Raw genomic sequence first — 24,752 nt, forward strand, 5'->3', positions numbered from 1 at the left:
TAATGGTTCTAGGATCCTGACAACTCATTGTCTAAATGAATGGCCAGTTGCATTGTGTGTGACTGTAAATGGGGAGCCACGTCATTGCCACCGGCATTTAAACTGACAACGAATCAGACTGCGGACAGATTAAGCCCATTGATCGGGATGAATTCAAGGTGCAATTAGAGGGGATAAAACAAAAGATAATGACAGAGTGGCAAGCGCAAAAAACAAAGCAAGACGTCGAAAATAAAGTTTTACAATTAACCCATGTTAAGCAAGTTCAACGATTAAGTGAGTTAATGAGAAAACGTAATACGGATATTTCCCTTTTAGAATGGACAAAGGATTTTCCAAAAGGGAAATATCGATTGTTGTATGCTACGGTAGATCATGTATCTAGAAATTTAAAATGCAATGAACCAGAAGAATATGTTTTATGGAAATATTCACTTGAAAATATATGTAGCGAAATGGAGGGTGATCTGCCGCAAAAAACATGGAGATGGTCGGAAGATGATTACTCCTTTTGGATTCTTGTTCATACGGAAGATGGTAGCAAAGAGATGGTTGACACGAGTTGTACTACATTTGCGGAAAAATTAAGAGCAAACGTGGAAGCCTATACGCCTTTTACTGTTTCAATCGCGCGCAGTCGTGAATTTACAGAGCTTACCACGCTTACAAGTAATAAAGATGAACTATTAACGTATATCAAATTTCGGATTATTTATGGGGGTAATCAAGTTTTTTCTGCTGAGTCGGTCAAGAAATGGGAGGTGAGGCAAAAGGGTGATCATAATAATCTAGTTGATAATCACATTAAGAAAATTATTTTTTCGTTGGGAAACAGGAGTATAGGGAAGACCAGGGATGAGGTAACCAGGTTCTTAGAAATTATTGAATCCTTAGATTCACCAAAGGAAATTGAGTATAGTTTGCATTCCTTTGGCTTTCAGGTCATTCATTATATGGTCACCCATACCCAAGTGCATGAAGGATTTGCTTTTATTGGTGAAATAGCAGGATTGACCAGGACAATGACCAATTTTTCTGAATTAAAGACTTGTGTATTGGAGTGGACGGAAAAAATTTTATCCCTTCTTAAACATCGTGAACAGGCAACCGCTTACGAGCCGATTGAAGCAGCTAAGCAATGGGTTTTAAATCATCTGAATGAAAACATAACGATTCAAAAAATCGCGGATAATGTTTATTTGAATCCGACCTATTTTTGTGAGTATTTTAAAAATCAAACAGGTGAAACGGTCCTTGATTATGTAACGAGAGTTCGATTAGAAAAAGCAAGGGAGCTTTTATTGGTTAGAGACTTTAAAATTTATGATATTGCCGAAATGGTTGGCTACACGGATTCTAAGTATTTCAGCAAATTATTTAAACGGTTTTATGGTGAGACACCATCGAAATATAAAGAAAAATATATCGTTGAACATAATTAGCCCCCTGCTTGGGGAGGTAATTGAAAATAGTCCTTATTAAAGGGGAGGCAGAAACGGTTCACATCTGTGAACGTTTCTGCCTTCTTTGGTTTTGTTTAGCTTTGGGTTGTTAAAGCTGCTCCATGCGATTGCTCACCGACGGAATTTGGTAATTATGCTCGACACCTGGTATTTGTCATGTTCAGGTATCATATCGCACAGATTTCATCCGCAAATTGGAGTGGTTTAGACAAGCCGAAAAAATGCGGGGGAATAGCAGAGAGTTGTCACCCAATTCTGACATCTGTCTCCTATACGTTTGCATCGATATCCACTATCCTTATGTGTAAGCGTAGTCAAAAGGTAGTTTGCGGCAAAGTTAGTAACAAACAAGTGTAAGAGGGGTGATATCATGTCTAAATATGTGTTGGAACTTGAAGGGATAACGAAGGAATTTCCTGGGGTGAAAGCTTTAGATAACGTTCATTTTAACCTGAAAGCAGGAGAAATCCATGCATTAATGGGTGAAAATGGTGCAGGTAAATCAACATTCATTAAGGTGATAACAGGTGTTCATTCTCCTACTAATGGCGACATGTATTTGAATGGGGAGCGGGTGGAATTTAATAATCCTAAAGAAGCGAAAAAACTAGGGATTGCTGCAATTTATCAACATGTCACCAATTATCCTGATTTAAGCATAACGGAAAATATCTTTATGGGGCATGAAAAAGTCATAAAATGGACACGTAGAATTAAGTGGAAAGAGATGCATAAAGAAGCAAAGGCATTATTAGAAAGCCTTGGTTCTGATTTGGATCCAAAAACGGAGATGGGTTCCTTAAGTGTTGCCCAACAACAAATTGTTGAAATAGCGAAATCATTATCTTCACAAGCGAAAATTATCATTATGGATGAACCTACAGCGGCATTAACTCATCGGGAAAGTGAAGAGCTTTATAAAATTACCGAACGCCTTAGAGATGAAGGGGTTGCGATTATTTTTATCTCCCACCGTTTTGAGGATATGTACCGTCTTGCGGACCGGGTCACCGTGTTACGTGATTCTCAGTATATCGGTAGTTGGGACGTTGACAAGATTGCTCATGACCAATTAATTGTTGCAATGGTTGGTAGAGAAATTAAGCAGTTGTTTCCTGATAAGAAAAATGAACTTGGAGATGAGTTGCTTCGTGTTGAGGGCTTAGGTCAAATTGGTAGGTTTAAAGATATATCCTTTTCTCTTAAGCAAGGTGAAATATTAGGGATTACTGGCCTCGTTGGTGCAGGACGAACTGAATTATGTCAGGCGTTATTCGGTATTGAGCCGTATGACGAAGGTGAGGTTTACTTTGAAGGAAAGAAGCAGATCATTAAAACGCCTAACGATGCGATGGACCTTGGCATTGGCTATTTGCCAGAGGATCGTCAGGATCAGAGTTTAATTTTACAATGGGAAATTTCGCGAAATATTTCGTTATCCGCACTCGAGAGCATATCAAAAAAGGGATGGTTAAATACAAAGAAGGAAAATGATATGGCAAAAGATTTAGCGGAAAAGGTGGATGTCAAGACAAACAGTGTCTTCAATCTGGCCAATTCATTATCAGGCGGAAATCAACAGAAAGTAGCTGTAGCCAAGCTACTAACGACTGATTTAAAAGTTTTAATTTTTGACGAACCGACTAAGGGAGTTGATGTTGGGGCTAAATCAGCAATTTATCAAATTATGGTTGATTTAGCTGAGGCTGGTTACGGCATCATCATGATTTCGTCTGAAATGCCTGAGGTGATTGGGTTAAGTGATCGAATTGCAGTAATGTGTGAGGGCAGGGTTACTAGGTTCCTAGATAAATCTAATGCAAGTCAAGAAGTGATTTTACAAGCAGCTATGTCTAAAGAAATAAACGATTCCAAAGCAGGTTAACATAGGTGGTGATGAGGATGTCAGAAATGATGAAAAGTATTAATCTAGCTAAATTAGGTAAATTTAGAGAGTTTGGCTTACTCGGATTTATTGTGTTGCTATCGATTGTTATTCAATTGTTAAATCCAGCCTTTTTATCGCCTGGCAATTTGACGGACTTAATAAAAAACACAGCGATTCTAAGTATTTTAGCGCTTGGGATGATGTTAGTGCTAATTACAAGAGGGATAGACTTATCGATTGGTGCGACACTAGCGCTTTCTGGAATGATTGCAGCCTTAACGGTAAGAGCTTATCCTGACTTACACCCGCTATTGGCAATCCTGATTGGTATTGTTGTAGGTGTTGTATGTGGAGCAGTTTTAGGTCTTTTAGTTTCAAAGGTTGGTATTTTACCTATCATTGCATCGCTAGGTCTAATGAATGCATTCCGTGGAATGACCTATTGGGTAAGTGGACGCGAATGGGTAAGTGCTTACCAAATGTCAGATTCTTTTAAACATATCGCCACAAGCTCAATTCTTGGCATCAATACGCTCGTGTTTATCGCGATTATTATCTTCATCTTTTTCAATTACTTTGTAAATAATACCGTTACTGGAAGGCAAATTTATGCACTAGGTAGTAACCCTGATTCCGCCAAGATTAGTGGAATAAATAGCGATAGGATATACATGCTTGTGTACACATTGATGGGTGGATTGTCTGGTTTAGCAGGTGTTTTGTGGGTATCTAAATTTGCTTCGGCCCAAGGAAATACAGGTAGTGGGTACGAACTAACTGTTATCGCAGCGTGTATACTCGGCGGGGTGAGTATTAACGGTGGAGTTGGTAAAGTAACCGGAGTATTATTAGGTGCTGTGCTGTTAGGGGTACTTGATAATGGTCTCCCATTAATTAATGTTTCTCCTTTTTGGCAAATGGGAATTGAAGGAGCTATTATCTTAATCGCCGTTTTATTTAACACAATCGTAAAGAAAACGGTTGAGAGAAACAACCTGTTAAGGAGGGTGATTTAACAAATGAGGGAACCAGATGCAACAAAACTAGACCGTTATATCGAAACAACCTGTTAAGGAGGGTGATTTAACAAATGAGTACTAGGATAGTTAGTAATATACAAAAATTCACATGGAAAAGGTTTTTTCTTCAATGGGAATGGATGCTCATTGCTTTATTAGTTATTATCTTTACGATTAATAGTAACATCTCTCCTTATTTCTTAAACTATACAAGTATCACGGACGCAACCATGACATTTTTGGACAAAGCGTTCATCGTCTTTCCGATGGTAATGATTATGATTATGCGAGAAATTGATATATCGGTTGGTTCGACTGCAGCACTTTCGTCGATAGTGATGGCAACGCTTTACAATGCGGGTGTCCCAATGGTTATAGCAATTGTTGCTTGTTTATTAGTAGGAGCATTGTGTGGATTTTTTAACGGATATTTGCTTGTTAAATACCGTGAACTGTCAGCTGTTATTGTGACGCTCTCCACGATGATTCTTTACCGCGGGATTGCTTACATGATTTTAGAGGACCGATCGGCGGGTGATTTTCCAGACTGGTTTTCCTATTTTGGCTGGGGATACGTTGGCGGCATACCTTTTATTCTATGCTTGTTCGTCGTCTTGGCGATTGGTTTTGTCTTACTGTTGCAAAAAACAACCATTGGCAGAAGAATTTATGCGGTTGGTAGTAATCCAAAGGCAAGCCGATTTTCTGGTGTTAAAGTAGATAAAATTAAGTTATTGGTCTTTACGTTAGCCGGATTAATGGCAGCGATTACAGCGATATTTCTTACTTCAAGAATGGGTAGTACTAGACCAAATGTGGCTAATATGTATGAATTAGATGTGATTGCTATGGTGGCATTAGGCGGTATTAGCACGGTTGGGGGAAAAGGAAAGATGTTAGGTGCAGTCTTAGCTGTCTTTGTTATCGGTTATTTACAATTTGGCTTAGGGTTAATTAATATACCAGCTCAAATGCTGTTAATTGTTATTGGAATATTGTTGATTGTTTCCGTTACAGTAACAAACTTCAGAGTGACTAGAAAAGCACCACAGAGAAAAGCAAAGAAGAATCAGGCGAAAAAAGTTTCATAAGTGATAAGTAATAGCCTAATAAGGTAGTCGGGGACGGGAAAAATAAGTACCTGCTTTCTGAGGCTGTTCTTTATAAAAGCGAAGGGGAGGATTTCTAAAATGAAAAGGTGGAAGTTAGTTAGTTTATTGATGGTATTCGTGTTAACTATTCTTGCAGCATGTGGGCAAGAAACAGGTAGTGGCGAGAGTAGTGAAGGGAATACTTCTGATGGGGGAGGCGAAGCAGTTACAAGGCATGCTATTGTCTTTAAAAGCACTGGTAATCCATTTGGTGAAAAGTTAATGGAGGGCTTTGAGAATGCAATCGAAGAAGTAGAGGGAGAAGCGATTCTCAGAGCGCCAGAGCAACCTACAGTTGAAGGTCAAATCCAAATTATTGAAGAACTTATCTCGCAACAAGTTGCTAGTATCACGATTGCAGCTAACGATTATGACGGTTTAGAGCCTGTGTTAAAAAAGGCGATAAACAAAGGAATTAAAGTGATTTCTGTTGATTCAGCTGTAAACGGAGATAGCCGTATGGTTCACGTCAATCAAGCAGATCCAGAAGCAATTGGAAGAATTCAAATTCAAGCTACATCAGAAATGATTGGCGGCAAAGGACAAATTGCTGTTTTGAGTGCAACATCTCAAGCATCCAACCAGAACCTATGGATAGAATGGATGAAAAAAGAGTTAGAAAAACCAGAGTATGACAAGATGGAATTAGTGGAAGTTGCTTATGGTGATGATTTAAGAGATAAGAGTGTATCGGAAACAGAGGCATTACTACAGTCTTACCCAGATCTTAAAGCAATTATTGCACCGACAACTGTAGGTATTGCCGCTGCATCTAAGGTAATCACAGATAAAGGTTTGCAAGGTGAAGTAGTGGTTACAGGTCTAGGATTACCAAGTGAAATGGCAGAATACATCGAAAACGGTGTGAGTCCTTGGATGTATCTTTGGAACCCAATTGATTTAGGATACCTTGCAGGGCGCACTGCAGATGCACTAGTAGAGGAACAAATCACTGGTGCAGAAGGTGATACGTTCGAAGCAGGTGACCTTGGTTCTTATGAAGTAGTCAAGACAGAAGATGGCACAGAAGTGTTGTTAGGCGACCCATTCGAATTCAATAAAGATAATATCGATGAATGGAAAGACGTTTATTAAGGAGAACAAAGGAAGCAGAGGAGGGGTCTTTTAGGAACAACCGGAAGTTCGCGAGAAAAGAAGGCACAGTTAGCTATTTAAGCTGACTGTGCTGTTTCTGTTTTGGTGTCAGATCGTGGGCCGAGCATAGGTCGTAACCTATAACGGGTGGGATTCCTGTCGAGTAAGAACTAACCATTCGCTCGTAGCGAGCCTTGTAGGACAACAGGTAACTGTTGCCTTTAAACGTAGACAGTTAGGTAATGGGCTGAAAGCCAAAACGCAAGTTGAAAGGATTGAGGCTCGAAAACCCAAATCAGAAGGGCTGATGTGCTGGTCTGTACAGAAAGCAACATTATTATTCTCGCAAAATGGCAAGAGGATAGTAAATTCTTGATTATGTGATGGAAGATAATTGTACTAACAATTTCTTTGAATTTTAGTAAATTCAAAATAACTTTTACTAAATTTTAAACCTGTTTTAAGTAGCTTGACAATTGTTTTATGCATGTGTAATTCGAAGGTAATGATTTTTTGTCGAAAAAAGGAGGAGGAAAATTCTGAATTTATGTTGTAAGCGCTTTAAAAATTTGTTATTATCTTGTTAAGGGTAAATATTTAGTAAAAAAGAATATAATTTACTAAATTATTTTGAATTTGAATAGGGATTGAGAGCGATGACAACCATCAAAGATATTGCTGTATTATCAAATGTTTCTGCATCAACAGTGTCTAGGGTTCTTAATAATGATAAAACTCTGGCTGTAACTGAGGAGACCCGTAAGAAGATATTAAATGTAGCAAGAGAATTAAACTATAAATCAGTACGTGCAAGAAAAAGTGTAGAGAAAAAAGAAGTTTATAAGATTGGTATTTTTCTTTGCCAATCACTAGAGGAGGAGTTAAGTGACCCTTATTTTCTTTCTATTAGACAAGGTGTAGAAAACGAATGTAGAGAAAGAGGGCTTTCTAGTACTGAGTTATTTAGGCTATATAATTTCGGGGATGTTAGCCTAGACCCTGAGTTAGATGGGTTAGTTGTAATTGGAAAAGTAAGTACAAAGGTAATAAATAGGTTTTGTCAGGAAATAAAAAACGTTGTTTACATTGACTATTCGCCTGACGAACAAAAATATGATTCCGTTGTTATTGATTTTGATAAGGCAACTACTGTTTCGTTGGAGCATTTATTGAAATTAGGTTATGAGAAAATTGGATATATAGGCGGTACTGTTGCAGAGCATATGGGCAATAAGAAAATTGAATTTGAAGATGAGAGGAAAATTGTCTTTAAGCGTGTTATGGAGCAAAGGGGGTTATTCCGGGATGACTTTGTTTTTGTAGGCGACTTCACTATGTCAGAAGGATATCGTTTAATGAAGGATGCAATCAACAAGAAAGAAGTCCCTGAAGCTTTTTTTGTCGGTAGTGATCCGATGGCTGTTGGTGCTTTAAGGGCACTTCAAGAAATGAATATTCGAGTTCCAGAAGAGGTTGCGTTAGTGAGTTTCGATGATGTTGAAATGGCCCAATTTGCAAGTTGTCCTTTAACAACTGTCCGAGTGCACACAGAAGAGATGGGGAGAACAGGAGTAAAGTTGTTATTAGATCGAATGAATGGTCGTGAGATTCCTTTAAAAATTACACTTCCAACAGAATTTATCATCCGAAGCAGTTGCGGAGCAAAATTGAATGTTTTTCAAGATAACTAGCCAGTAAAATGATAGCGCTTACCGATATGATTTAAGGGGGTGATTAGCAGTTAAAGCTACGTATACAAGTTGCTACTTTAACGATGATGGCTGAAAGTCCTGGATTAATTAATGACGGCAATCATTTATCCAGGACTCATGTGTACTATGCCTTTCCTTTGAAAAGGTAGTATTTCTACTATAGAATAATCTTTTTTCTCTAGCAAGAATGCCAAACTTTTGTTGTCAGCTTATTTTGTTTTGATTTACTGAATAACACTTAATAAAAAAGAATTGAGGGGAAAATAATGAACAAATGGATTAGATCATTCTTTCTTTTTACGATAGTAGCGTTGTTTGCGGTTGGTTGCTCGAGTGAAGGTGCATCAAGTGACTCTGGTGATTCAAGTGGATCAGGGGATTCAGATAAATCAGGTGAATCGGCACAGTCAGAAGAACAGGTTACCCTTTCTTTGTATTCAACAGTAACAAATGAATCAGACAAAGAAACTTTGGATAATGTGATTGCTAAATTTGAAAAAGAAAATCCAGATATAGATATAGATCAAACTTACCCGGCGTCTGAATACGAGAGTCAATTAAGGGTTAAAATGGCTGCGAATGATATGCCGGATTTATTTGATACACACGGATGGTCCAAACTCCGGTACGGAGAATATGTTGCTGATCTAAGTGACATGGATTGGGTACAATACCTTGATCCTTCTTTAAAACAAATTTTCACAGATGAAGAAGGAAAAGTGTATGCTTATCCACTAAATCAAGCAAAAGATGGGTTAACATATAATAAAAACGTATTAGACAAGTATGGCATTGAGCCACCTAAGACTTTTGATGAATTTATGACTGCGTTAGAAACAATAAAAGAGGAGAGTAATGGAGAGATAGTACCATTTTGGTTTGCCGGTTCAAATAAATCAGCATTAGGACAATTCTTTGATCAGTTCGCAACACCACTTTTAATTACCGACCCAGATAACGACTATAGTGAAGAACTGTTGGATGGATCATTTGACTGGTCTAATTATACATTTTTACCTGAGAAGCTATTAGAAATGCAAGAAAATGGTTTACTTAACGTGGATTTATTAACGGCACAAAGTTATGAGCAAAATCAGTTGTTTGCTCAAGATAAAATAGCTTTCGTTATGGCAACCACACCAATTGGTGGTGTAAAGGAACTTAACCCAGAAGCTGAGTTAGGGGTAATGCCAATGCCGGCTATCCGTGAAGGCGGAGAACAGACCTGGATCGGTGGAGAACGTCATACAATGGCTGTATGGAAGGATACGAAATATCCGGAAGAGTCGAGAAAATTTATTGAGTTCTTGGCACAGCCGGAAATAGTTAAAGAAGTTGCTGAAGGTACTTCTTTACCAGCTGGTTTAACAAATGCAGAAGCTGATGTCTATTATGGTCCTTACTATAGCCAATACTCTGATGTTAAGGTTGAACCTTATTTTGACCGTGTATTCCTACCAAGTGGAATGTGGGATGTTATGGGTGGAACTGGACAAGAGCTATTAAGTGGAAGCATGACACCAGAGCAAGTGTCGAAAAAAATGGGGGAAGAATATACACGTTTGCGGGAATCAAATTAATTCATCTTTCAGTAAATCTTAGATAACAAGAAGGGAACTGTATTCCCTTCTTGTACTAAATAGGAGTTGGAAATATGAATGGGTTAGAAACGAGCAAGAACCTTACCGTTTCAAAAAAAGAACGTAAGTCAAAGATTAGTAAAAATTCTTCCTTGTGGTGGATGTATTTACCCGCTCTACTTGCTGTTAGTTTTTTCATCATTTATCCGTTTCTGAATGGGTTGAAAATATCTTTTACAAATTGGAATGGCTTTTCTCAAAGTTATGATTACGTTGGTTTTAAGCAATATACACGAATGCTAACAGATCCGGATACTTGGCTAGTGGTAAAAAATACTTTGATTTATGGTATAGGAAGTACGGTTTTTCAAAACATTATTGGATTGTTGTACGCGCTTTTATTGAATCAAAGTATCCGTTTTAAAGCATTAACACGTACAATTGTCTATCTGCCAGTAATTATAAGTCCATTAATTATGGGGTATATATGGTATTTCTTTTTTGCCTTCAATGGTGGTGCCTTAAATGATGTTCTTGTCCTTTTCGGATTAGAAAAAATTAACGCATTAGGAAATCCAGATTTAAATATTTGGATTATCGTATTTGTAAACACTTATCAGTTTGTAGGTATTGCGATGATCATTTTTTTAGCTGGGTTACAAAGTATTGGAAGAGACTTTTATGAAGCAGCACAAATTGATGGTGCAACACCTTTTCAACAATTTAAAAATATAACACTTCCTTTGTTGATGCCTTCGATAACAATAAACATGGTAATCAATATTATTGGCGGGTTAAAATTATTTGATGTAATTATATCCCTTACTGGTGGAGGGCCAGGAAATGCTTCTCAGTCAATGTCCACCTTTATGTACGATTTGTATTTCTTAAGGCAGGACGCTGGTTATGCTGCTACGCAAGGGGTTTTGATGGCAGTAATTATCTTAATTTTAAGCTTGGCCGCGTTAATTTACTTTAAACGCCAGGAGGTTGAAGCTTAATGAATTATATGAAAAAAAGTAGTAAAAGAGTGCTAACTGGTTTAGCTGTATTTATTATGTTGTTTCACTTAATCCCGTTTTATATATTGATTACTACTTCACTTAAACCAAAAGGTGATTTTAGTTCAAAATGGGTTTTCCCTAGTAATTTAAACTTTCAGAACTTTAGTGATGCTTGGGTAGAGGCTAACTTGGGAACTTCTTTGTTCAATTCGGCCATTATTACCTTCTTTGCAGCATTACTTTTAATCATTATAGGTTCAACAGCGGCATATCCGCTTGCTAGACGACAAACAAAACTAAATAAATTCATATTCACACTGTTTATAGCAATAATGGTCATACCTCCGTTAACTGCTTTAGTTCCTTTATACCAACTAGTGGTTGATATAGGAATGATGAATACTCGAACGGTTGCTGTCTTAAATAATGTAGCAAGTTTTATGCCACTAACCATATTTCTGTATTCAGGCTTTATAAAGTCAACAATACCAAAGGAATTGGAAGAAGCAGCAAAAATAGATGGGGCTAGTACATTAGGGATATTCTTTAGAATTGTTTTTCCTTTATTAAAGCCTGTAACAGCTTCTATACTAATTATTTCTTGTGTATTTATTTGGAATGACTTCCAATTCGCGATTTTCTTTCTACAGGATAAAGAGGTACAGACCTTTACTGTTGCCTTATCTACTTTCTTTGGAGAGAATACGAATAATTTAAATTTTGTTGCAGCTGCAGCAATTATGGCAATGATGCCGATGGTTATTCTATTCTTATTTTTGCAGAAATACTTTATCAGAGGTTTGGCTTCTGGCTCAGTGAAGGGATAGTCTAATCGAATTTTTAGTCAGGAAAATCATGAAGAAAAATAATTTGGCTACATGACGATAATTAAAAGATTTGGGAGGAATAATTTTATGGATAAAATTACATTTTTAGGAGCAGGTAGTACTGTGTTTGCCAAAAACGTATTAGGGGACTGCATGACGGTACCTGCATTGCAAGGTTTTGAGTTTGCCCTTTTTGATATAGATCTTGAGAGATTAAAAGATTCAGAAATGATGTTGCAAAATTTAAAAGAAAGCCTTGAATCTACCGTAAAGGTAGTATCTTATACTAATCGTAAAGAAGCGCTAAGAGGAGCAAAATATGTTATCAATGCAATTCAGGTTGGAGGATATGATCCAAGTACAATTATCGATTTTGAAATTCCAAAAAAATATGGCTTACGCCAAACAATTGCCGATACAATTGGAATCGGTGGGTTGTTCAGAAGCTTACGAACCATACCTGTGATGATGGACTTTGCTAAAGATATGGAAGAAGTTTGTCCTGATGCACTGTTTATGAATTATACCAATCCAATGGCTGCATTAACTGGTGCCATGAATCGATATACAGGAATTAAAACTGTTGGTTTATGTCACAGTGTTCAAGTTTGTGCAAATCATTTGCTAGAGTCATTGGATATGCCTACTAACAATGTTCAATGGAAAATAGCAGGCATTAACCACTTAGCATGGTTATTAGAGATAACTCGTAATGGTGAAGATTTGTATCCTGAGATAAAAAGAAGGGCAAGAGAAAAACAAAAAACAAAACATGATGACATGGTTCGGTTTGAATTAATGGAGCGGTTTGGTTATTACGTAACTGAATCGTCTGAACATAACGCAGAATACCATCCATATTTTATTAAGAGTACGTATCCTGAATTAATTAGTCGTTTCAATATTCCGTTAGATGAATACCCGCGTAGGTGTGTGAATCAAATAGAACGCTGGCAACAAATGCGTGAGGACCTAGTAAACGATAAAAATCTTACGCATGAACGGACGCATGAATATGGTTCATATATTATTGAGGCAATGGAGACAGACGTTCCATTTAAGATTGGTGGTAACGTTCTAAATACAGGTGGCCTAATTAGTAACTTGCCTGAGAAAGCATGTGTGGAAGTGCCGTGTCTTGTTGACGCAAGTGGTGTAACTCCTACATATGTGGGGGAATTACCAGAACAATTGGCGGCTCTAGATCGAACCAATATCAATACACAATTGCTTACAATAGAAGCCGCAATGACTCGAAAAAGAGAACATATTTACCATGCAGCAATGTTAGATCCACATACTGCTTCTGAATTATCGGTTGACGACATTGTTGCACTTTGTGATGATTTGATTGACGCGCATGGCGATTGGCTGCCGAAGTTTGACAAGGAAGTGTCGGTGTCAATGTCCCGAAAATAAACGATAAAAACGCTACTGCCAGTGGGGCAGTAGCGTTTTTTGTTGAATGGGTACTGCCTTATTAAGCTTATTTGAAGCATGTGCTCGCAGTAAAGTTAGAAAATTAAGAAAAAGCAAAAAGAAACCGTTTACAAAATATCGGTTTTGGTTTAATATACTTACTAAGTCCAATAGAAAAATTAAGTTTGGTGTAAAATCTAATGATTACTATAAAAAAGATGAATATAATACAATTTTGCGGTTATCCAATTCACATTGTTAAATTTATGGGGTTTTTAACGTAAACTTTTTAAAGTCGTTGGAAAAAGCGTGTTAGCAAAAAATGGGGGAACGGTTAATGCAAAAACAAAGGACAGGAGATTTAAAGTTAATTCAAGAACTGAATAGATCTATTATATTAGACACTATCCGTAAGAAAGGCCCGATATCTCGAAGTGAGATTGCCAAAAAGATTGATTTAAGTCCCACAACAGTGACTTCTGCTGTGAATGATTTGATAAACGAACAATTAGTTTATGAAGACGGAGTTGGGAGTTCAAGTGGGGGGAGAAAACCTGTTCTTCTACGCTTTAACCCAAGTGCGTATTCCATCGTAGTAGTATCAATCTCAAATTCATACATAAAGATTGGGGACATGGATTTAGAAGGAAAGATAAATAGAAAAGAAGTTTATCCTACCAATCAAGCTCAAGGGGAGGAAATAGTTCAATTTGTATTGATGGTAATTAATCAGTTTATTGACACTAAGATTGATTTAGAAAGATGTCAAGGAATATCCATCATAACCCCTGGAATTGTTGATTCAGATAAAGGAATTATTTCCTATAACTCAAAATTAAATTTATATAATATTCCTCTTAAAGAGTTGGTGGAGGAGAATACAAATTTACCTGCTTTTGTTGATAATGATGTAAATGCCTTTGTGCTGGCAGAGAATTATTTTGGACAGTTCAGTCAGTACAGGGATTTATTATATATAACAATTGGTGAGGGTGTTGGTTCAGGAATTATGGTAAATCGAGCCATTTTTAGAGGTTTTAAGGGGAGTTCAGGTGAACTCGGACACACGAGCATTGTTCAAGGTGGGATTAGATGTGAATGTGGAAATCAAGGATGCCTTGAGAATTACGTCAATTGGCCATCCATATATTCAAAGATCGTGTCTGCAATTATGACGAAAGGGAGAACAACTCTAATTAAGGATATTGTAGGGAATGATTTAAGCAAAATAAAGCCTAAGGTATTTGTTGAAGCGGTTAACAAAAAAGATGGTCTAGCGATAGAAATATTGGAGGATGTTACTAATCATTTATCAGTTGCTATTACAAATACTATGCATTTGTTTAATCCCGAAGTTGTTATTCTTAGTGGAGATATTGTACAAGATAATTTACATTTTTTGGATAAAATTAGAAAAACTGTTAGTGGGAGTGTTATACCAATACTTAAACAAGACGTAAACATTCAAAGTACATCATTGGGAACTGAGTTTGAATTATTAGGTGCAGCTGCTGTTTTACTCCACGGGAAATTCCAATTTCAAATAACCTAGTAATTACTTAATCTACTAATTAAAGGAGGTGGATAATCAAAGGTTTATAATAATTATTTAGTTTTGTTGGTATTCGATTTCACTAAAAAGTAAAACTATTGGAGGGGAATTATGAAAAAGATTCTTGGAGTAGCCGTTTTAATTTTGATCGTTGGGCTTTTAACTGCTTGTAGTAACTCTAGTTCGGGTGGCGGAGAAAAAAAGACTCTCGATGTTGCTCTTTGGGATGAAAATGCAAGTGAAGCTGTTGATGCTTCTATTGAGACTTTTAAAGAAACTCATCCAAATGTAAAAGTTAATGTCACTTATACACCATGGAGTGATTACTGGACAAAATTAAAAACTAGTCTAGGTGGTGGTAGTGGCCCGGATGTATTTTGGATGAATGGACCTAACTTTTACCAGTATTCAACACAAGGGTTAATTAAGAATTTAGAACCATTTATATCCAATGATAGTAATTTTGAAAAAGAAAAATACTTTCCAGCAGTTGTTGACCTTTATTCATTGGAAGGGGAATTATATGCTGCACCGTACTTTGTAGATGCTGTTGGTCTCTTTTATAATAAAGATCTTTTTGATGCTGCTGGTGTTGATTACCCAGATGAATCGTGGACATGGGAAGATATTGAAACAGTTGGAGCAAAACTAACTGACCCTGACAATGGTACCTACGGCTATGCGGCGCATACAGTAGCCAATCAGCAAGGGTACTACAATTTAATTCACCAAGCTGGTGGATACGTAATAAGTGATGACAAGAGATCTTCAGGCTTTAATACTCCAGAGGCAAAAGAAGCATTCACCTTTTTAAAAGACCTTATTGATAAAGGTATCTCTCCGTCGACACAATCACAAATAGAAACAGAACCAAGACAATTATTTATGTCAAACAAACTTGCAATGTTACCGTCCATTAACGTAAATGCTGCTGAATTTCAAGACGAACTCGGTGACGCTTTAGGTGTTGCCCCTCTTCCGGCTGGTAAAGAAGAAGCGACCATTGTACATGGTATTGGTTGGGCAATGAATGAGGCAACAGAAGATGATGAATTAGCATGGGAACTAATTAAAAGTTTAGCAAATGAGGATGGAAATCGGGTAATAGCTGAATCTGGTTTTTCCATACCTGCTATTAAGTCCATTAGTGATGTTTGGCTAAAATCTCTACCAGGTTTGGACCTGCAAATTTTTATAGACGCCCAAGATAACGGTGTTGCATATCCGGTTTCAAAAAGAACTGCTGAATGGCAAGATGTTGAAACAAAAGAAATCCAAAGTGCATTTTTAGGACAGCAGACTATCGATGAGGCATTAGAAAAAGTTGGTACTAAGATGGATGAAATTTTAAAGGAAGAACAAGAAGACTAAAATAAGGTAAAATCCTCTCTTCATAAGCTAGTCCTATATTTATAACGAAGAGAGGATAACTTTAAACGGAAAGGAGAGGAAAACATGGAGACACCACTTGCCCAAAGAAGACAAAAAACAGGTTTAATCAGTAAAAGAAAAAAACGCGCTCATCAGGAGGCGATTTGGGCTTACTTATTTATTGCGCCGACAGTTATCGGACTTTGTATTTTCTACATGTTTCCCGCAGTTGCTTCCTTTGCCTTGTCATTTACAAAATGGAACGGCATTAGTGCAGCAGAGTATATCGGATTGGGTAATATCATAGCGTTAATTCAGGATAGCTCTTTTATTCGTTCGATTGTTAATACAACAGTATTTACAATCGTCTCTGTACCTTTATCAGTAATCATAGCGATGTGTATATCGTTAATGCTAAATCAACGAATAAAAGGTATGGTGGTATATCGTACTTTATATTTTTTACCTGTTGTCACAATGCCTGTGGCTGTAGGGATGGTATGGAAGTGGCTATATAATACAGAATATGGATTAGTTAACTATGTTTTGGGGTTATTTGGTCTTCCTCAACCATCATGGTTATTTAACCCAAATATAGCTTTACTGTCTGTTATTCTTGTTTACGTATGGATGACAGTTGGTAATAATGTAATCTTACTTCTGGCTGGTTTGCAAGGAATTTCAAAGACTTATTATGAAGCGGCCCAAATAGATGGTGCGACAAAAGTAAATCAATTTTTCCATATTACTTTGCCTCTAATTACACCTACATTATTTTTTGTATTTATAACAGGGATGATAAGTTCCTTACAAGTGTTCGATCTAATTTTCATCATGATAGGAGATAGCAATGTGTTGCTAGAACCGCTTAGAACTATTGTGTATGGTGTCTACGAATCTGGCTTTAAATACTCACAAATGGGAATAGCATCAGCGCAAGCATTTCTATTGTTTTTAACGATTCTTTTCGTAACTATCATTCAATTCGCCTTCCAAAAAAAATGGGTTCATTATGACGGATAAAAGGGGAGCTGCATTTATGAAAATTAAAGTTAATAATCACATTCTATTAATTTTTGGGGCGTTTATAATGATTATCCCCTTTTTGTGGATGGTTTCAACTTCCTTAAAGTCTTACGGAGAAGCTATGCAAGTTCCGCCGACCATTCTTCCGCAAGAGTGGAAGATGAGCAATTATTCTAGTGTTTTTGAAAGTGTGAATTTTCTGAAGTACTATCTGAACACTATTATAGTTACATTAAGTAGAACTCTAGCCCAACTTTTTTTATGTTCATTAGCTGCCTTTGCATTTGCTCGGTTAAGGTTTCCAGGAAAAAACATCATATTTATAGCCATTCTATCCGTATTAATGGTGCCACCACAAGTTATTTTAATTCCAAATTACGCCATCCTAACACAACTAGGTTGGATTGATACCTTCTATGCTTTAATAGTACCGGGCATGTTTAGTGCATTTGGGGTGTTTTTATTAAGGCAGTTTTTTATGGGAATACCAAAAGAATTAGATGAAGCAGCAACAATGGATGGGTGTTCTTTATTTGGAATTTACTGGAAGATTATACTACCGAATTCAACTCCAGCGTTAATGGCATTAGGGATTTTCACCATTCTGGCTTCATGGAATGATTTTCTGTGGCCACTAGTTATGACTAATTCTGCTGATATGAGAGTACTATCTGTAGGGATAGCTGCCTTCCAAGGGCAATATGCAACTGACTATCCATTACTAATGGCTGGAGCAGTGATGTCAACAATTCCAATGTTAATTATGTTTATCTTCTTACAAAAGCATTTAATCACTGGTATAGCACTCCAAGGAGTTAGAAGGTAATCATCGACGAACCAGTAATATAGGAGGATAGTTCATGAGCAAAACAAAAGATTTAGCCATTGGTTTAGACCTTGGAGGAACAAAAGTATTGGCAGCGATTATTTCTGAAAAGGGAAAGATAATTAGTGAGTTTGAAAGTAAAACAGATACTAATCAAGATGTATCAAAAGTCATTATAAAAACAATTAATCAACTTCTTGTTAAGTCAAAGGTAGACGTTAACAGACTATTAGGAATAGGTGTAGCATCTGCTGGAGTTATTGATTCATCAAAAAAGGAGATTCTATATGCAAACAATTTAAACATAGAGAATTTTCCGATTGGAGATATTTTATTAAAAGAGTTTTTGCTTCCCGTTAAACTATGTAATGACGCTAATGCAGCAGCAATCGCTGAATGGGTTTGGGGAGTGGGGAGAGGCAAGAATAATTTAGTATATGTAACAGTTAGTACTGGTGTGGGCGCTGGAATTATCATCGACGGTAATCTATTAAAAGGTGCCAAAGACAGTGCGGGAGAATTTGGCCATACAACTATAATCCATAACGGCAAACCTTGTGAATGTGGAAATATTGGGTGTTTAGAGAAATACGCTTCAGGCACAGCAATTAAAAAGTTAGCAAATGATCGACTTCAGAGTGGAGAAGTGAGCATCCTATCAGAATTACTTCATAGTGAAAAGGAAGTTGCAAATAATCATATTGCTTTTGCAGCAAAAGAAGGGGATTTATTTTCTATTAAACTTCTAAACGAAATTGGTAACTATCTAGGAATAGGTGTAGTTAATTTAATTCATCTATTTAATACTGAAGTTGTTGTGTTCGGCGGGGGAGTCATGAACATGTCTGATTATATCCTTCCATCAGTCAAGAAATATATAAAGGAACACGGCATTAAGCAAATGACTGAAGATGTAATTATTGAGAAAACTAAACTTGGAAAAAGTGCCGGAATTATGGGGGCTTCAGGTCTGTTTTTTGCAGGTGAAAGGGAAAAAACTTCATTAACAACGTAAGTTATTTACCTATGAAAATTTGATAATAGAAAAGGAGAGTTAAATTTGGCTAATGTACTTGTTATAGGAGCGGGAACAATGGGGTCCGTTCACTCAGAAGCTTATGCAAAAATGCCAGAGGTGAATTTAGTTGGAGTTGTAGATGTGGATCTGGAAAAAGCAAACAATTTAGCAGAGAGGCTAAATACAAAGGCATTTGAATCTTATGAAGCAGCTGTTAAAGAGAACATTGATGTTGTTTCGGTCTGTTTACCTACACCGCTTCATAAACAATTTGTATTGAAGGTAGCTAGTGATGGCAGGCACGTTGTTTGTGAAAAACCTTTAGCTCGGAATTTATCTGATGCAAAAGAGATGATTGCATTTTGTAAGGACAAAGGGGTGAAATTATTCGTTGGTCATGTTGTCAGGTTTTTCCCGGAATATGTTCGAGTAAAGGAATTACTTGCATCAAATAAAATTGGTACCCCTGCAGTAGCCAGAACGATGAGGGGAGGGGCTTTCCCTAGTGCTTCAAATGATTGGTATTCAGATTTTGATAGTAGCGGAGGATTAATCTTGGACATGATTATTCATGACTTTGATTACCTAAGATGGTGTTTTGGAGAAGTGGAACGAGTCTATGCCAAAAGTAGTAAAGGAAGAGTTTATTCCAAATTAGAATATGCCTTGGTTACACTTAGATTTAAAAGTGGTGTAATTGCGCATGTTGAGGGAACATGGGCGCATCAGAACTTTTCTACTAAACTTGAAATAGCAGGAAAGAATGGGGTTATAGAGTTTGATAGTGCGTCAATATCACCGGTTATTGTAAGTAAAAAATTAAATAATCAAGCAGAAGGTGTAGCTGTTCCTGAAAGTCCAATGAAAGAAAATCCCTATTATTTGGAGTTGAAACATTTTATTAAATGTATTCAGATTAACGAAAATCCAACTGTTACTGCAGAAGATGCCTATAAAGCTATGGAAATATCTTTGGCTGCCTTAAAATCAATCGAAACGGGAAAGCCCGTTATTTTAAATGATAGCAAAGATAAGGAGCATTCCTGTAATAAAGAAATTTGAGGTTTGAACAAAAAAAGCCTCCTTGGTATTATACGAGGTGTCCAAAGCTTCAAAGCAAAAATGGACCCTTAACTTAAGAACCAAGGAGGACTCAAGATGAATTATACTCAAAATAAAAAAATCTCGCAAATCACACCGTCAACTTTAATTATTGGCATTGATATTGCAAAAGACAAACATGTAGCACGAGCACAAGATGATCGTGGGTTAGATTTAGGGAAACGACTGGTCTTTGAAAATCGAATTGATGGCTTTGAATCATTACTAAAATGGGCAAAGCAGCACCAAGAGAAAAACGAGAAGAACCACGTTATTTTTGGTGTTGAACCAACAGGTCATTATTGGTTAAGTCTTGCTTATTACCTAACGGCAAAAGGATATGATTTTGTCGTGGTAAATCCAATGCACGTCAAGAAAAGTAAAGAACTTGATGACAATTCTCCAACGAAAAACGATACGAAAGATGCCAAAGTGATTGCACAGTTAATTAAAGATGGTCGATACTCTGTACCAAATCTCTTAGACGGCATTTATGCCGAGCTGAGAGAATGTGTAAAAGTTAGAGATCAGCTCATCGAACAATTAATGATTACAGAAGGACGCATTCAAAATGTAATACAGCGCTACTTTCCTGAGTTTTTCGATGTATTTGGAGATTGGGAGGGAAAAGCTGCACTTAGCACGCTTAAATTGTTTCCATTCCCGAACCAAATCAAAGAAATGACACCAGAAATGGTCTTAGAGAAGTGGAAGCCTTTCGTAAAACGTGGTGTAGGTATTAAACGAGCGACAAAGCTTGTAGAATGCGCTAAAAAGAGCGTAGGAATTGAAATTGGCCTAAAGTTTGCAAATCGTGAGCTTGCCTATCTTATTGAACAATATGAGCTGTATAAAAAGCAATTAGCAGAGTTAGACATGGAGCTAGAATCCTTAGTTGAAACATTACCAGGTGCGAAACAAATGATGAAAATCCCTGGATTAGGGGCGGTTACAGTAGCATTATTCTTTGCGAAGGTTGGGGATATTTCAAAGTACTCCCACCCGCAACAATTAGTTAACTTAGCAGGGCTATCTTTACGTGAACATAGTTCAGGTAAATTTAAAGGGCAAACAAAAATTACGAAACGAGGTCGTAGACGATTACGCCGAGCCTTACTTTTAGCGATTCGTCCCCTTGTTGCCCATAATTCGACGTTCAAAGCCTTGCATCACTATTATACAAAACGCCCTGATCGCCCTTTAAAAAAGCAACAATCTCTCATTGCATTGTGTTGTAAGTTACTACGTGTTCTGTTTGTCATTGGTCAGAAACAGTGTGAGTTTGATGGTGCAAAATTATTAAGAGGAATACCTCAAAACAATACATTACAGGCTGCATGAACTTAAAATTAGTCAAAAGCCAAAATGCTTGACATGGAGCCTCTGCGGGCATGACTTTCTAGCCAAGAAGCCAGGTTTTAAAAAACTTGGCTCTGCCGAACAAGGCTATCATGCCCGCCACTCCACATCAAGCCGAGCAACAAACGTTGTATAGATACCCGAATACCAAGTGATACTTAATACAAACACCAATAGTGCAGAGTCGGAGTATATTTTTCACCATACGGGCTTATGACCCAGCAAAGGAGCTTATCCGGCCTCCACCTCATGGATACGCAGGACGAAGGAAGGTATGGATACCAATCCGGAGAGACATGGGAGGGTTAGCGACCGTGAGTTGTGTGGAGATTTATAAGCACGGTCATACTATTTTATTACCAAACTATTCCAGTTCGGTCGTTAGGATGGTCCTATTGATGGTAGAAATTTCAATAATTAGGATATCTATCCATTAATCTAGGTGGATGTACTATTGAGTGTTTATGAAATTTTAAGAATACGTGAGTATTCGGGAGAAAATTAAACTTTATTGAGGGAGGTAATCGGATGAAAATAGGGATTATTAGCTTTGCTCATGGGCATGCGTTTGGATACGCAAATGCTTTAGCAAAAATAAATGGAGTAGAAATAGTTGGTATAGCAGATGAAGATGTTAATCGTGGGTATAAAGTCTCTAAACAGTTCCGAACAGTTTTTTATAAGGACTATTTAGAGTTATTGGACCAGCAACTTGATGCAGTTATTATTACTTCAGAAAATAGTAACCATTATAAACATGTGGTTGCAGCAGCCGAAAAAGGTAAACATATTTTATGCGAAAAACCGATAGCGACTAATCCTGAAGAGGCTAGAAAAATGATTGACAAATGTAATGAAAATAAAGTAATCCTACAAACTGCATTTCCAGTACGATTCAATACACCAATAGTAAATGCAAAGAAAATTATTGAAAATGGTGATTTAGGAAATATAGTTGCTATTAAAGGAACGAATAGAGGTACGAACCCTGGCGGATGGTTTGTTGATAAAGCTAAATCAGGTGGTGGAGCAGTTATGGATCACACGGTACACGTAGTTGACATAATAAGGTGGTACTTAGGGTCAGAAGTTAAAGAGGTATATGCCGAGATTGGGAACCTAATTTCGGATTTCGATATTGATGATTGTGGATTATTAACTATGGAATTTTCCAATAACGTTTTTGCAACACTAGATTGTAGTTGGTCAAGAAATGAAAACTATCCTACATGGGGCGACGTTACCTTAGAAATCGTTGGTACTAATGGTACATTGACTGTTGATGCATTCGCACAAAAAACAAATGTTTATAGTGATGAAGGAGCTGAATGGGATTTTTGGGGTGATGACATGGACTTTCAATTAGTTTCAGATTTTGTAAGGACTGTTAAGGAAAATAGTAGTCCTTCTATCACGGGAGAAGACGGCTTAAAAGCTTTGGAAGTTGTAATTGCTGCGTATCAGTCTGCAGAAAAAAAAGAACCTGTAAAAATTAATTAGATTTATTAGGGGACCAATATGGTCTCCTTCTTTCTAACTATTAAAGGAGAGAGATTCATGTTAAAAGGTATAAACCAATGGTGTTATCCAGAGGGAACCCCCCTGGAAAAGGTATTTGAATACAGCCATAATGCACATTTTGATGCAGTTGAATTAAATTTAAATCCAGATGATGGTGTTGGGTTAACTTTGTCAACGACAGAAGATGAGGCAAAGCTTATCTTAGAATTGGCCCACTCTTATAATCTGAAATTGCGAAGTATCTCCACAGGTTTGTTGTGGAAAATGCCTCTTTCACATCCTGACGCAGTTATTAGAGAAAAGGGTAGACGTGTCATTGAAAAACAAATGGAGTTGGCATCCGTAATCGGGATGGACACGGTACTAGTGGTTCCAGGAATTGTTACAGAAGAAACCTCATATTTAGAATGTTATACAAGAAGCCAAGAAGAGTTAAGTAAGTTAATCCCGCTTGCACAAACACTAAATATAAATATTGGAATCGAAAATGTATGGAATAAATTTTTAATGTCGCCGCTTGAAATGAGAAGATATATAGACGAACTAAACTCCGATTACATCGGTGCTTATTTTGATGTTGGTAATGTTCTGCAATTTGGTTACCCGGAACAGTGGATAACTACATTAGGTCAACGAATTAAGAAAATACACGTGAAAGATTTTAATGTAGCAGTTGGAAACATTAATGGATTTGTTCCTTTGTTAGCAGGTGATGTTAATTGGAAGAAGGTATTCATTGCTTTAGAACAAATCGGGTATGATGATGTTGTTACTTCTGAAATAACACCTTACACACTAGACCCTCGGTTATTAGCCAATGACACATCTAGACATATGGATGAACTATTTAGCTTGGGGAATAAAGTTAGAAATTAATTGGGGGGATTTAATTTCCAAATGCGTGGTCCAACTCCACCGTCTTTAGACTGTATCCGCTTTTAGTCTTATCTTTTGATGTCCATACTGAAGCTATGAGGTGAAAAAGTATGGACGGATATAAAAAGAACAGTCATGCAGTTCATGATATCAAATATCATATCATCTGGGTAACCAAATACAGGTATAAGATATTACAAGGGAAAATTGCGAAAAGAACACGTGAACTAATAAGGCAAGGATGCAATGCAAGAGGCATTACAATTTTAGAAGGAAGTGTTGGAAAAGATCACATTCATTTGTTGATATCATGTCCACCAAGCCTTGCGCCAAGTAAGATTATGCAGTACCTAAAAAGGACGGTCATCAAGACTACTCCAAGATCAGTTCCCAGAGCTTAAAAAGAAATACTGGGGCCAACATTTGTGGGCAAGAGGCTACTTTTGTGCAACAGTTGGCAAAGTGGATGAAGAAACGATTAGAAATTATATCGCAAATCAGTTTAATGAAGAACGGAACGACTCATTTAGAATTGACGGATGAGTTTAGTCACAATTTATTTTGCTTAAGCATTATATCTTTTAGATGACTTCAGTCTTAATAACGACTTTAGTCGTAGACATTTTATGTCCAAATCCACCTGCTTTAGCAGGTGGTAGTTTAAGAATTCCCTAAGGGAGATCAATCGGAATTTCAAGGTGTTAGGCAGTGAAATGAATCTAGTTACTTCGCAATTTGAAAAGCAAGATAAATCGATGGAGGCCCTGACGGCTAGAAGTGAAGTGTTGAATAAAGAGGTTGATGCTCAAAAAGATAAGATTGGAACGTTAGAAGCTGCCCTTAAAAATGCATCCGATTCCTTTGGAGAAACAGATAGGCGAACTAGAGAACTGGCAAATTCAGCTTAACAATGCGAAATCTGAATTGGTTAAGATGGAGCGGGA

The 24,752-nt window shown here is 37.1% G+C and carries 20 protein-coding genes and 1 pseudogene; all 21 read left to right on the forward strand.

All coding sequences use genetic code 11. The features are described 5' to 3' along the window. The first annotated feature begins 188 nt into the window (after positions 1–188). The 21 genes and pseudogenes from NC799_RS11460 (at position 189) to NC799_RS11560 (ending at position 24,716) form a co-directional block, all read left to right on the forward strand. Complete coding sequence (locus NC799_RS11460) at positions 189–1,442, forward strand: helix-turn-helix domain-containing protein (RefSeq protein WP_272446581.1); 1,254 nt, start codon at positions 189–191, stop codon at positions 1,440–1,442. A 391-nt stretch (positions 1,443–1,833) separates the two neighbouring features. Then, positions 1,834–3,348, forward strand: a complete 1,515-nt coding sequence (locus tag NC799_RS11465) for a sugar ABC transporter ATP-binding protein (RefSeq protein WP_272446582.1) — start codon at positions 1,834–1,836, stop codon at positions 3,346–3,348. 17 nt (positions 3,349–3,365) lie between these two features. Further along, positions 3,366–4,367, forward strand: a complete 1,002-nt coding sequence (locus NC799_RS11470; protein ID WP_272446583.1) for an ABC transporter permease — start codon at positions 3,366–3,368, stop codon at positions 4,365–4,367. A gap of 74 nt (positions 4,368–4,441) precedes the next feature. Then, complete coding sequence (locus NC799_RS11475) at positions 4,442–5,461, forward strand: ABC transporter permease (RefSeq protein WP_272446584.1); 1,020 nt, start codon at positions 4,442–4,444, stop codon at positions 5,459–5,461. Between the two features lie 99 nt (positions 5,462–5,560). After that, positions 5,561–6,616 (forward strand): rhamnose ABC transporter substrate-binding protein, encoded by a 1,056-nt coding sequence (gene rhaS, locus NC799_RS11480; RefSeq protein ID WP_272446585.1) that lies wholly within the window; start codon positions 5,561–5,563, stop codon positions 6,614–6,616. Between the two features lie 656 nt (positions 6,617–7,272). Next, a complete protein-coding gene (locus tag NC799_RS11485) occupies positions 7,273–8,307 on the forward strand; it encodes a LacI family DNA-binding transcriptional regulator (RefSeq protein ID WP_272446586.1) in 1,035 nt (344 codons plus the stop codon). 287 nt (positions 8,308–8,594) lie between these two features. After that, entirely contained in the window at positions 8,595–9,908 is a 1,314-nt protein-coding gene (locus NC799_RS11490; protein ID WP_272446587.1) for an ABC transporter substrate-binding protein, read from the forward strand. A 74-nt stretch (positions 9,909–9,982) separates the two neighbouring features. Continuing rightward, the gene (locus NC799_RS11495) at positions 9,983–10,909 is read left to right on the forward strand and encodes a carbohydrate ABC transporter permease (protein WP_272446588.1); all 927 of its coding nucleotides are present in this window, start codon (positions 9,983–9,985) and stop codon (positions 10,907–10,909) included. Beyond that, entirely contained in the window at positions 10,909–11,739 is an 831-nt protein-coding gene (locus NC799_RS11500) for a carbohydrate ABC transporter permease (protein WP_272446589.1), read from the forward strand. The genes NC799_RS11495 and NC799_RS11500 overlap by 1 nt, the downstream gene beginning before the upstream one ends. A gap of 87 nt (positions 11,740–11,826) precedes the next feature. Then, positions 11,827–13,158, forward strand: coding sequence for an alpha-glucosidase/alpha-galactosidase (gene melA, locus NC799_RS11505; protein ID WP_272446590.1), 1,332 nt, complete (start codon positions 11,827–11,829; stop codon positions 13,156–13,158). Positions 13,159–13,495: 337 nt separating this feature from the next. Further along, positions 13,496–14,710 (forward strand): ROK family transcriptional regulator, encoded by a 1,215-nt coding sequence (locus tag NC799_RS11510; protein ID WP_272446591.1) that lies wholly within the window; start codon positions 13,496–13,498, stop codon positions 14,708–14,710. A gap of 111 nt (positions 14,711–14,821) precedes the next feature. Beyond that, positions 14,822–16,081: an ABC transporter substrate-binding protein gene (locus NC799_RS11515; protein ID WP_272446592.1), complete on the forward strand. Its 1,260-nt coding sequence runs from the start codon at positions 14,822–14,824 to the stop codon at positions 16,079–16,081. An 84-nt stretch (positions 16,082–16,165) separates the two neighbouring features. After that, the gene (locus NC799_RS11520; RefSeq protein WP_272446593.1) at positions 16,166–17,104 is read left to right on the forward strand and encodes a carbohydrate ABC transporter permease; all 939 of its coding nucleotides are present in this window, start codon (positions 16,166–16,168) and stop codon (positions 17,102–17,104) included. A gap of 16 nt (positions 17,105–17,120) precedes the next feature. After that, entirely contained in the window at positions 17,121–17,933 is an 813-nt protein-coding gene (locus tag NC799_RS11525; RefSeq protein WP_272446594.1) for a carbohydrate ABC transporter permease, read from the forward strand. A gap of 34 nt (positions 17,934–17,967) precedes the next feature. Further along, a complete protein-coding gene (locus NC799_RS11530; protein ID WP_272446595.1) occupies positions 17,968–18,948 on the forward strand; it encodes an ROK family protein in 981 nt (326 codons plus the stop codon). A gap of 45 nt (positions 18,949–18,993) precedes the next feature. After that, positions 18,994–20,013 (forward strand): Gfo/Idh/MocA family protein, encoded by a 1,020-nt coding sequence (locus NC799_RS11535; protein ID WP_272446596.1) that lies wholly within the window; start codon positions 18,994–18,996, stop codon positions 20,011–20,013. A 96-nt stretch (positions 20,014–20,109) separates the two neighbouring features. Then, a complete protein-coding gene (locus NC799_RS11540) occupies positions 20,110–21,393 on the forward strand; it encodes an IS110 family RNA-guided transposase (protein WP_272446597.1) in 1,284 nt (427 codons plus the stop codon). A gap of 546 nt (positions 21,394–21,939) precedes the next feature. Beyond that, complete coding sequence (locus NC799_RS11545) at positions 21,940–22,911, forward strand: Gfo/Idh/MocA family protein (protein ID WP_272446598.1); 972 nt, start codon at positions 21,940–21,942, stop codon at positions 22,909–22,911. A gap of 57 nt (positions 22,912–22,968) precedes the next feature. After that, positions 22,969–23,808: a sugar phosphate isomerase/epimerase family protein gene (locus NC799_RS11550; protein ID WP_272446599.1), complete on the forward strand. Its 840-nt coding sequence runs from the start codon at positions 22,969–22,971 to the stop codon at positions 23,806–23,808. A gap of 110 nt (positions 23,809–23,918) precedes the next feature. Further along, positions 23,919–24,351 (forward strand): annotated as a pseudogene (gene tnpA / locus NC799_RS11555) (IS200/IS605 family transposase). 170 nt (positions 24,352–24,521) lie between these two features. Further along, on the forward strand, positions 24,522–24,716 hold the full coding sequence (locus NC799_RS11560; RefSeq protein ID WP_272446600.1) for a hypothetical protein: 195 nt from the start codon (positions 24,522–24,524) through the stop codon (positions 24,714–24,716). Positions 24,717–24,752 lie beyond the last annotated feature (36 nt).

It is taken from the genome of Aquibacillus salsiterrae (genome assembly GCF_028416595.1).
GTDB classification, from domain to species: domain Bacteria; phylum Bacillota; class Bacilli; order Bacillales; family Amphibacillaceae; genus Aquibacillus_A; species Aquibacillus_A salsiterrae.

Bases quoted from the DNA above. Each gene is read 5' to 3' on its own strand.
- NC799_RS11460 (WP_272446581.1), top strand. From the start codon at position 189: ATGACAGAGTGGCAAGCGCAAAAAACAAAGCAAGACGTCGAAAATAAA.
- NC799_RS11465 (WP_272446582.1), top strand. From the start codon at position 1,834: ATGTCTAAATATGTGTTGGAACTTGAAGGGATAACGAAGGAATTTCCT.
- NC799_RS11470 (WP_272446583.1), top strand. From the start codon at position 3,366: ATGTCAGAAATGATGAAAAGTATTAATCTAGCTAAATTAGGTAAATTT.
- NC799_RS11475 (WP_272446584.1), top strand. From the start codon at position 4,442: ATGAGTACTAGGATAGTTAGTAATATACAAAAATTCACATGGAAAAGG.
- rhaS (WP_272446585.1), top strand. From the start codon at position 5,561: ATGAAAAGGTGGAAGTTAGTTAGTTTATTGATGGTATTCGTGTTAACT.
- NC799_RS11485 (WP_272446586.1), top strand. From the start codon at position 7,273: ATGACAACCATCAAAGATATTGCTGTATTATCAAATGTTTCTGCATCA.
- NC799_RS11490 (WP_272446587.1), top strand. From the start codon at position 8,595: ATGAACAAATGGATTAGATCATTCTTTCTTTTTACGATAGTAGCGTTG.
- NC799_RS11495 (WP_272446588.1), top strand. From the start codon at position 9,983: ATGAATGGGTTAGAAACGAGCAAGAACCTTACCGTTTCAAAAAAAGAA.
- NC799_RS11500 (WP_272446589.1), top strand. From the start codon at position 10,909: ATGAATTATATGAAAAAAAGTAGTAAAAGAGTGCTAACTGGTTTAGCT.
- melA (WP_272446590.1), top strand. From the start codon at position 11,827: ATGGATAAAATTACATTTTTAGGAGCAGGTAGTACTGTGTTTGCCAAA.
- NC799_RS11510 (WP_272446591.1), top strand. From the start codon at position 13,496: ATGCAAAAACAAAGGACAGGAGATTTAAAGTTAATTCAAGAACTGAAT.
- NC799_RS11515 (WP_272446592.1), top strand. From the start codon at position 14,822: ATGAAAAAGATTCTTGGAGTAGCCGTTTTAATTTTGATCGTTGGGCTT.
- NC799_RS11520 (WP_272446593.1), top strand. From the start codon at position 16,166: ATGGAGACACCACTTGCCCAAAGAAGACAAAAAACAGGTTTAATCAGT.
- NC799_RS11525 (WP_272446594.1), top strand. From the start codon at position 17,121: ATGAAAATTAAAGTTAATAATCACATTCTATTAATTTTTGGGGCGTTT.
- NC799_RS11530 (WP_272446595.1), top strand. From the start codon at position 17,968: ATGAGCAAAACAAAAGATTTAGCCATTGGTTTAGACCTTGGAGGAACA.
- NC799_RS11540 (WP_272446597.1), top strand. From the start codon at position 20,110: ATGAATTATACTCAAAATAAAAAAATCTCGCAAATCACACCGTCAACT.
- NC799_RS11545 (WP_272446598.1), top strand. From the start codon at position 21,940: ATGAAAATAGGGATTATTAGCTTTGCTCATGGGCATGCGTTTGGATAC.
- NC799_RS11550 (WP_272446599.1), top strand. From the start codon at position 22,969: ATGTTAAAAGGTATAAACCAATGGTGTTATCCAGAGGGAACCCCCCTG.
- NC799_RS11560 (WP_272446600.1), top strand. From the start codon at position 24,522: ATGAATCTAGTTACTTCGCAATTTGAAAAGCAAGATAAATCGATGGAG.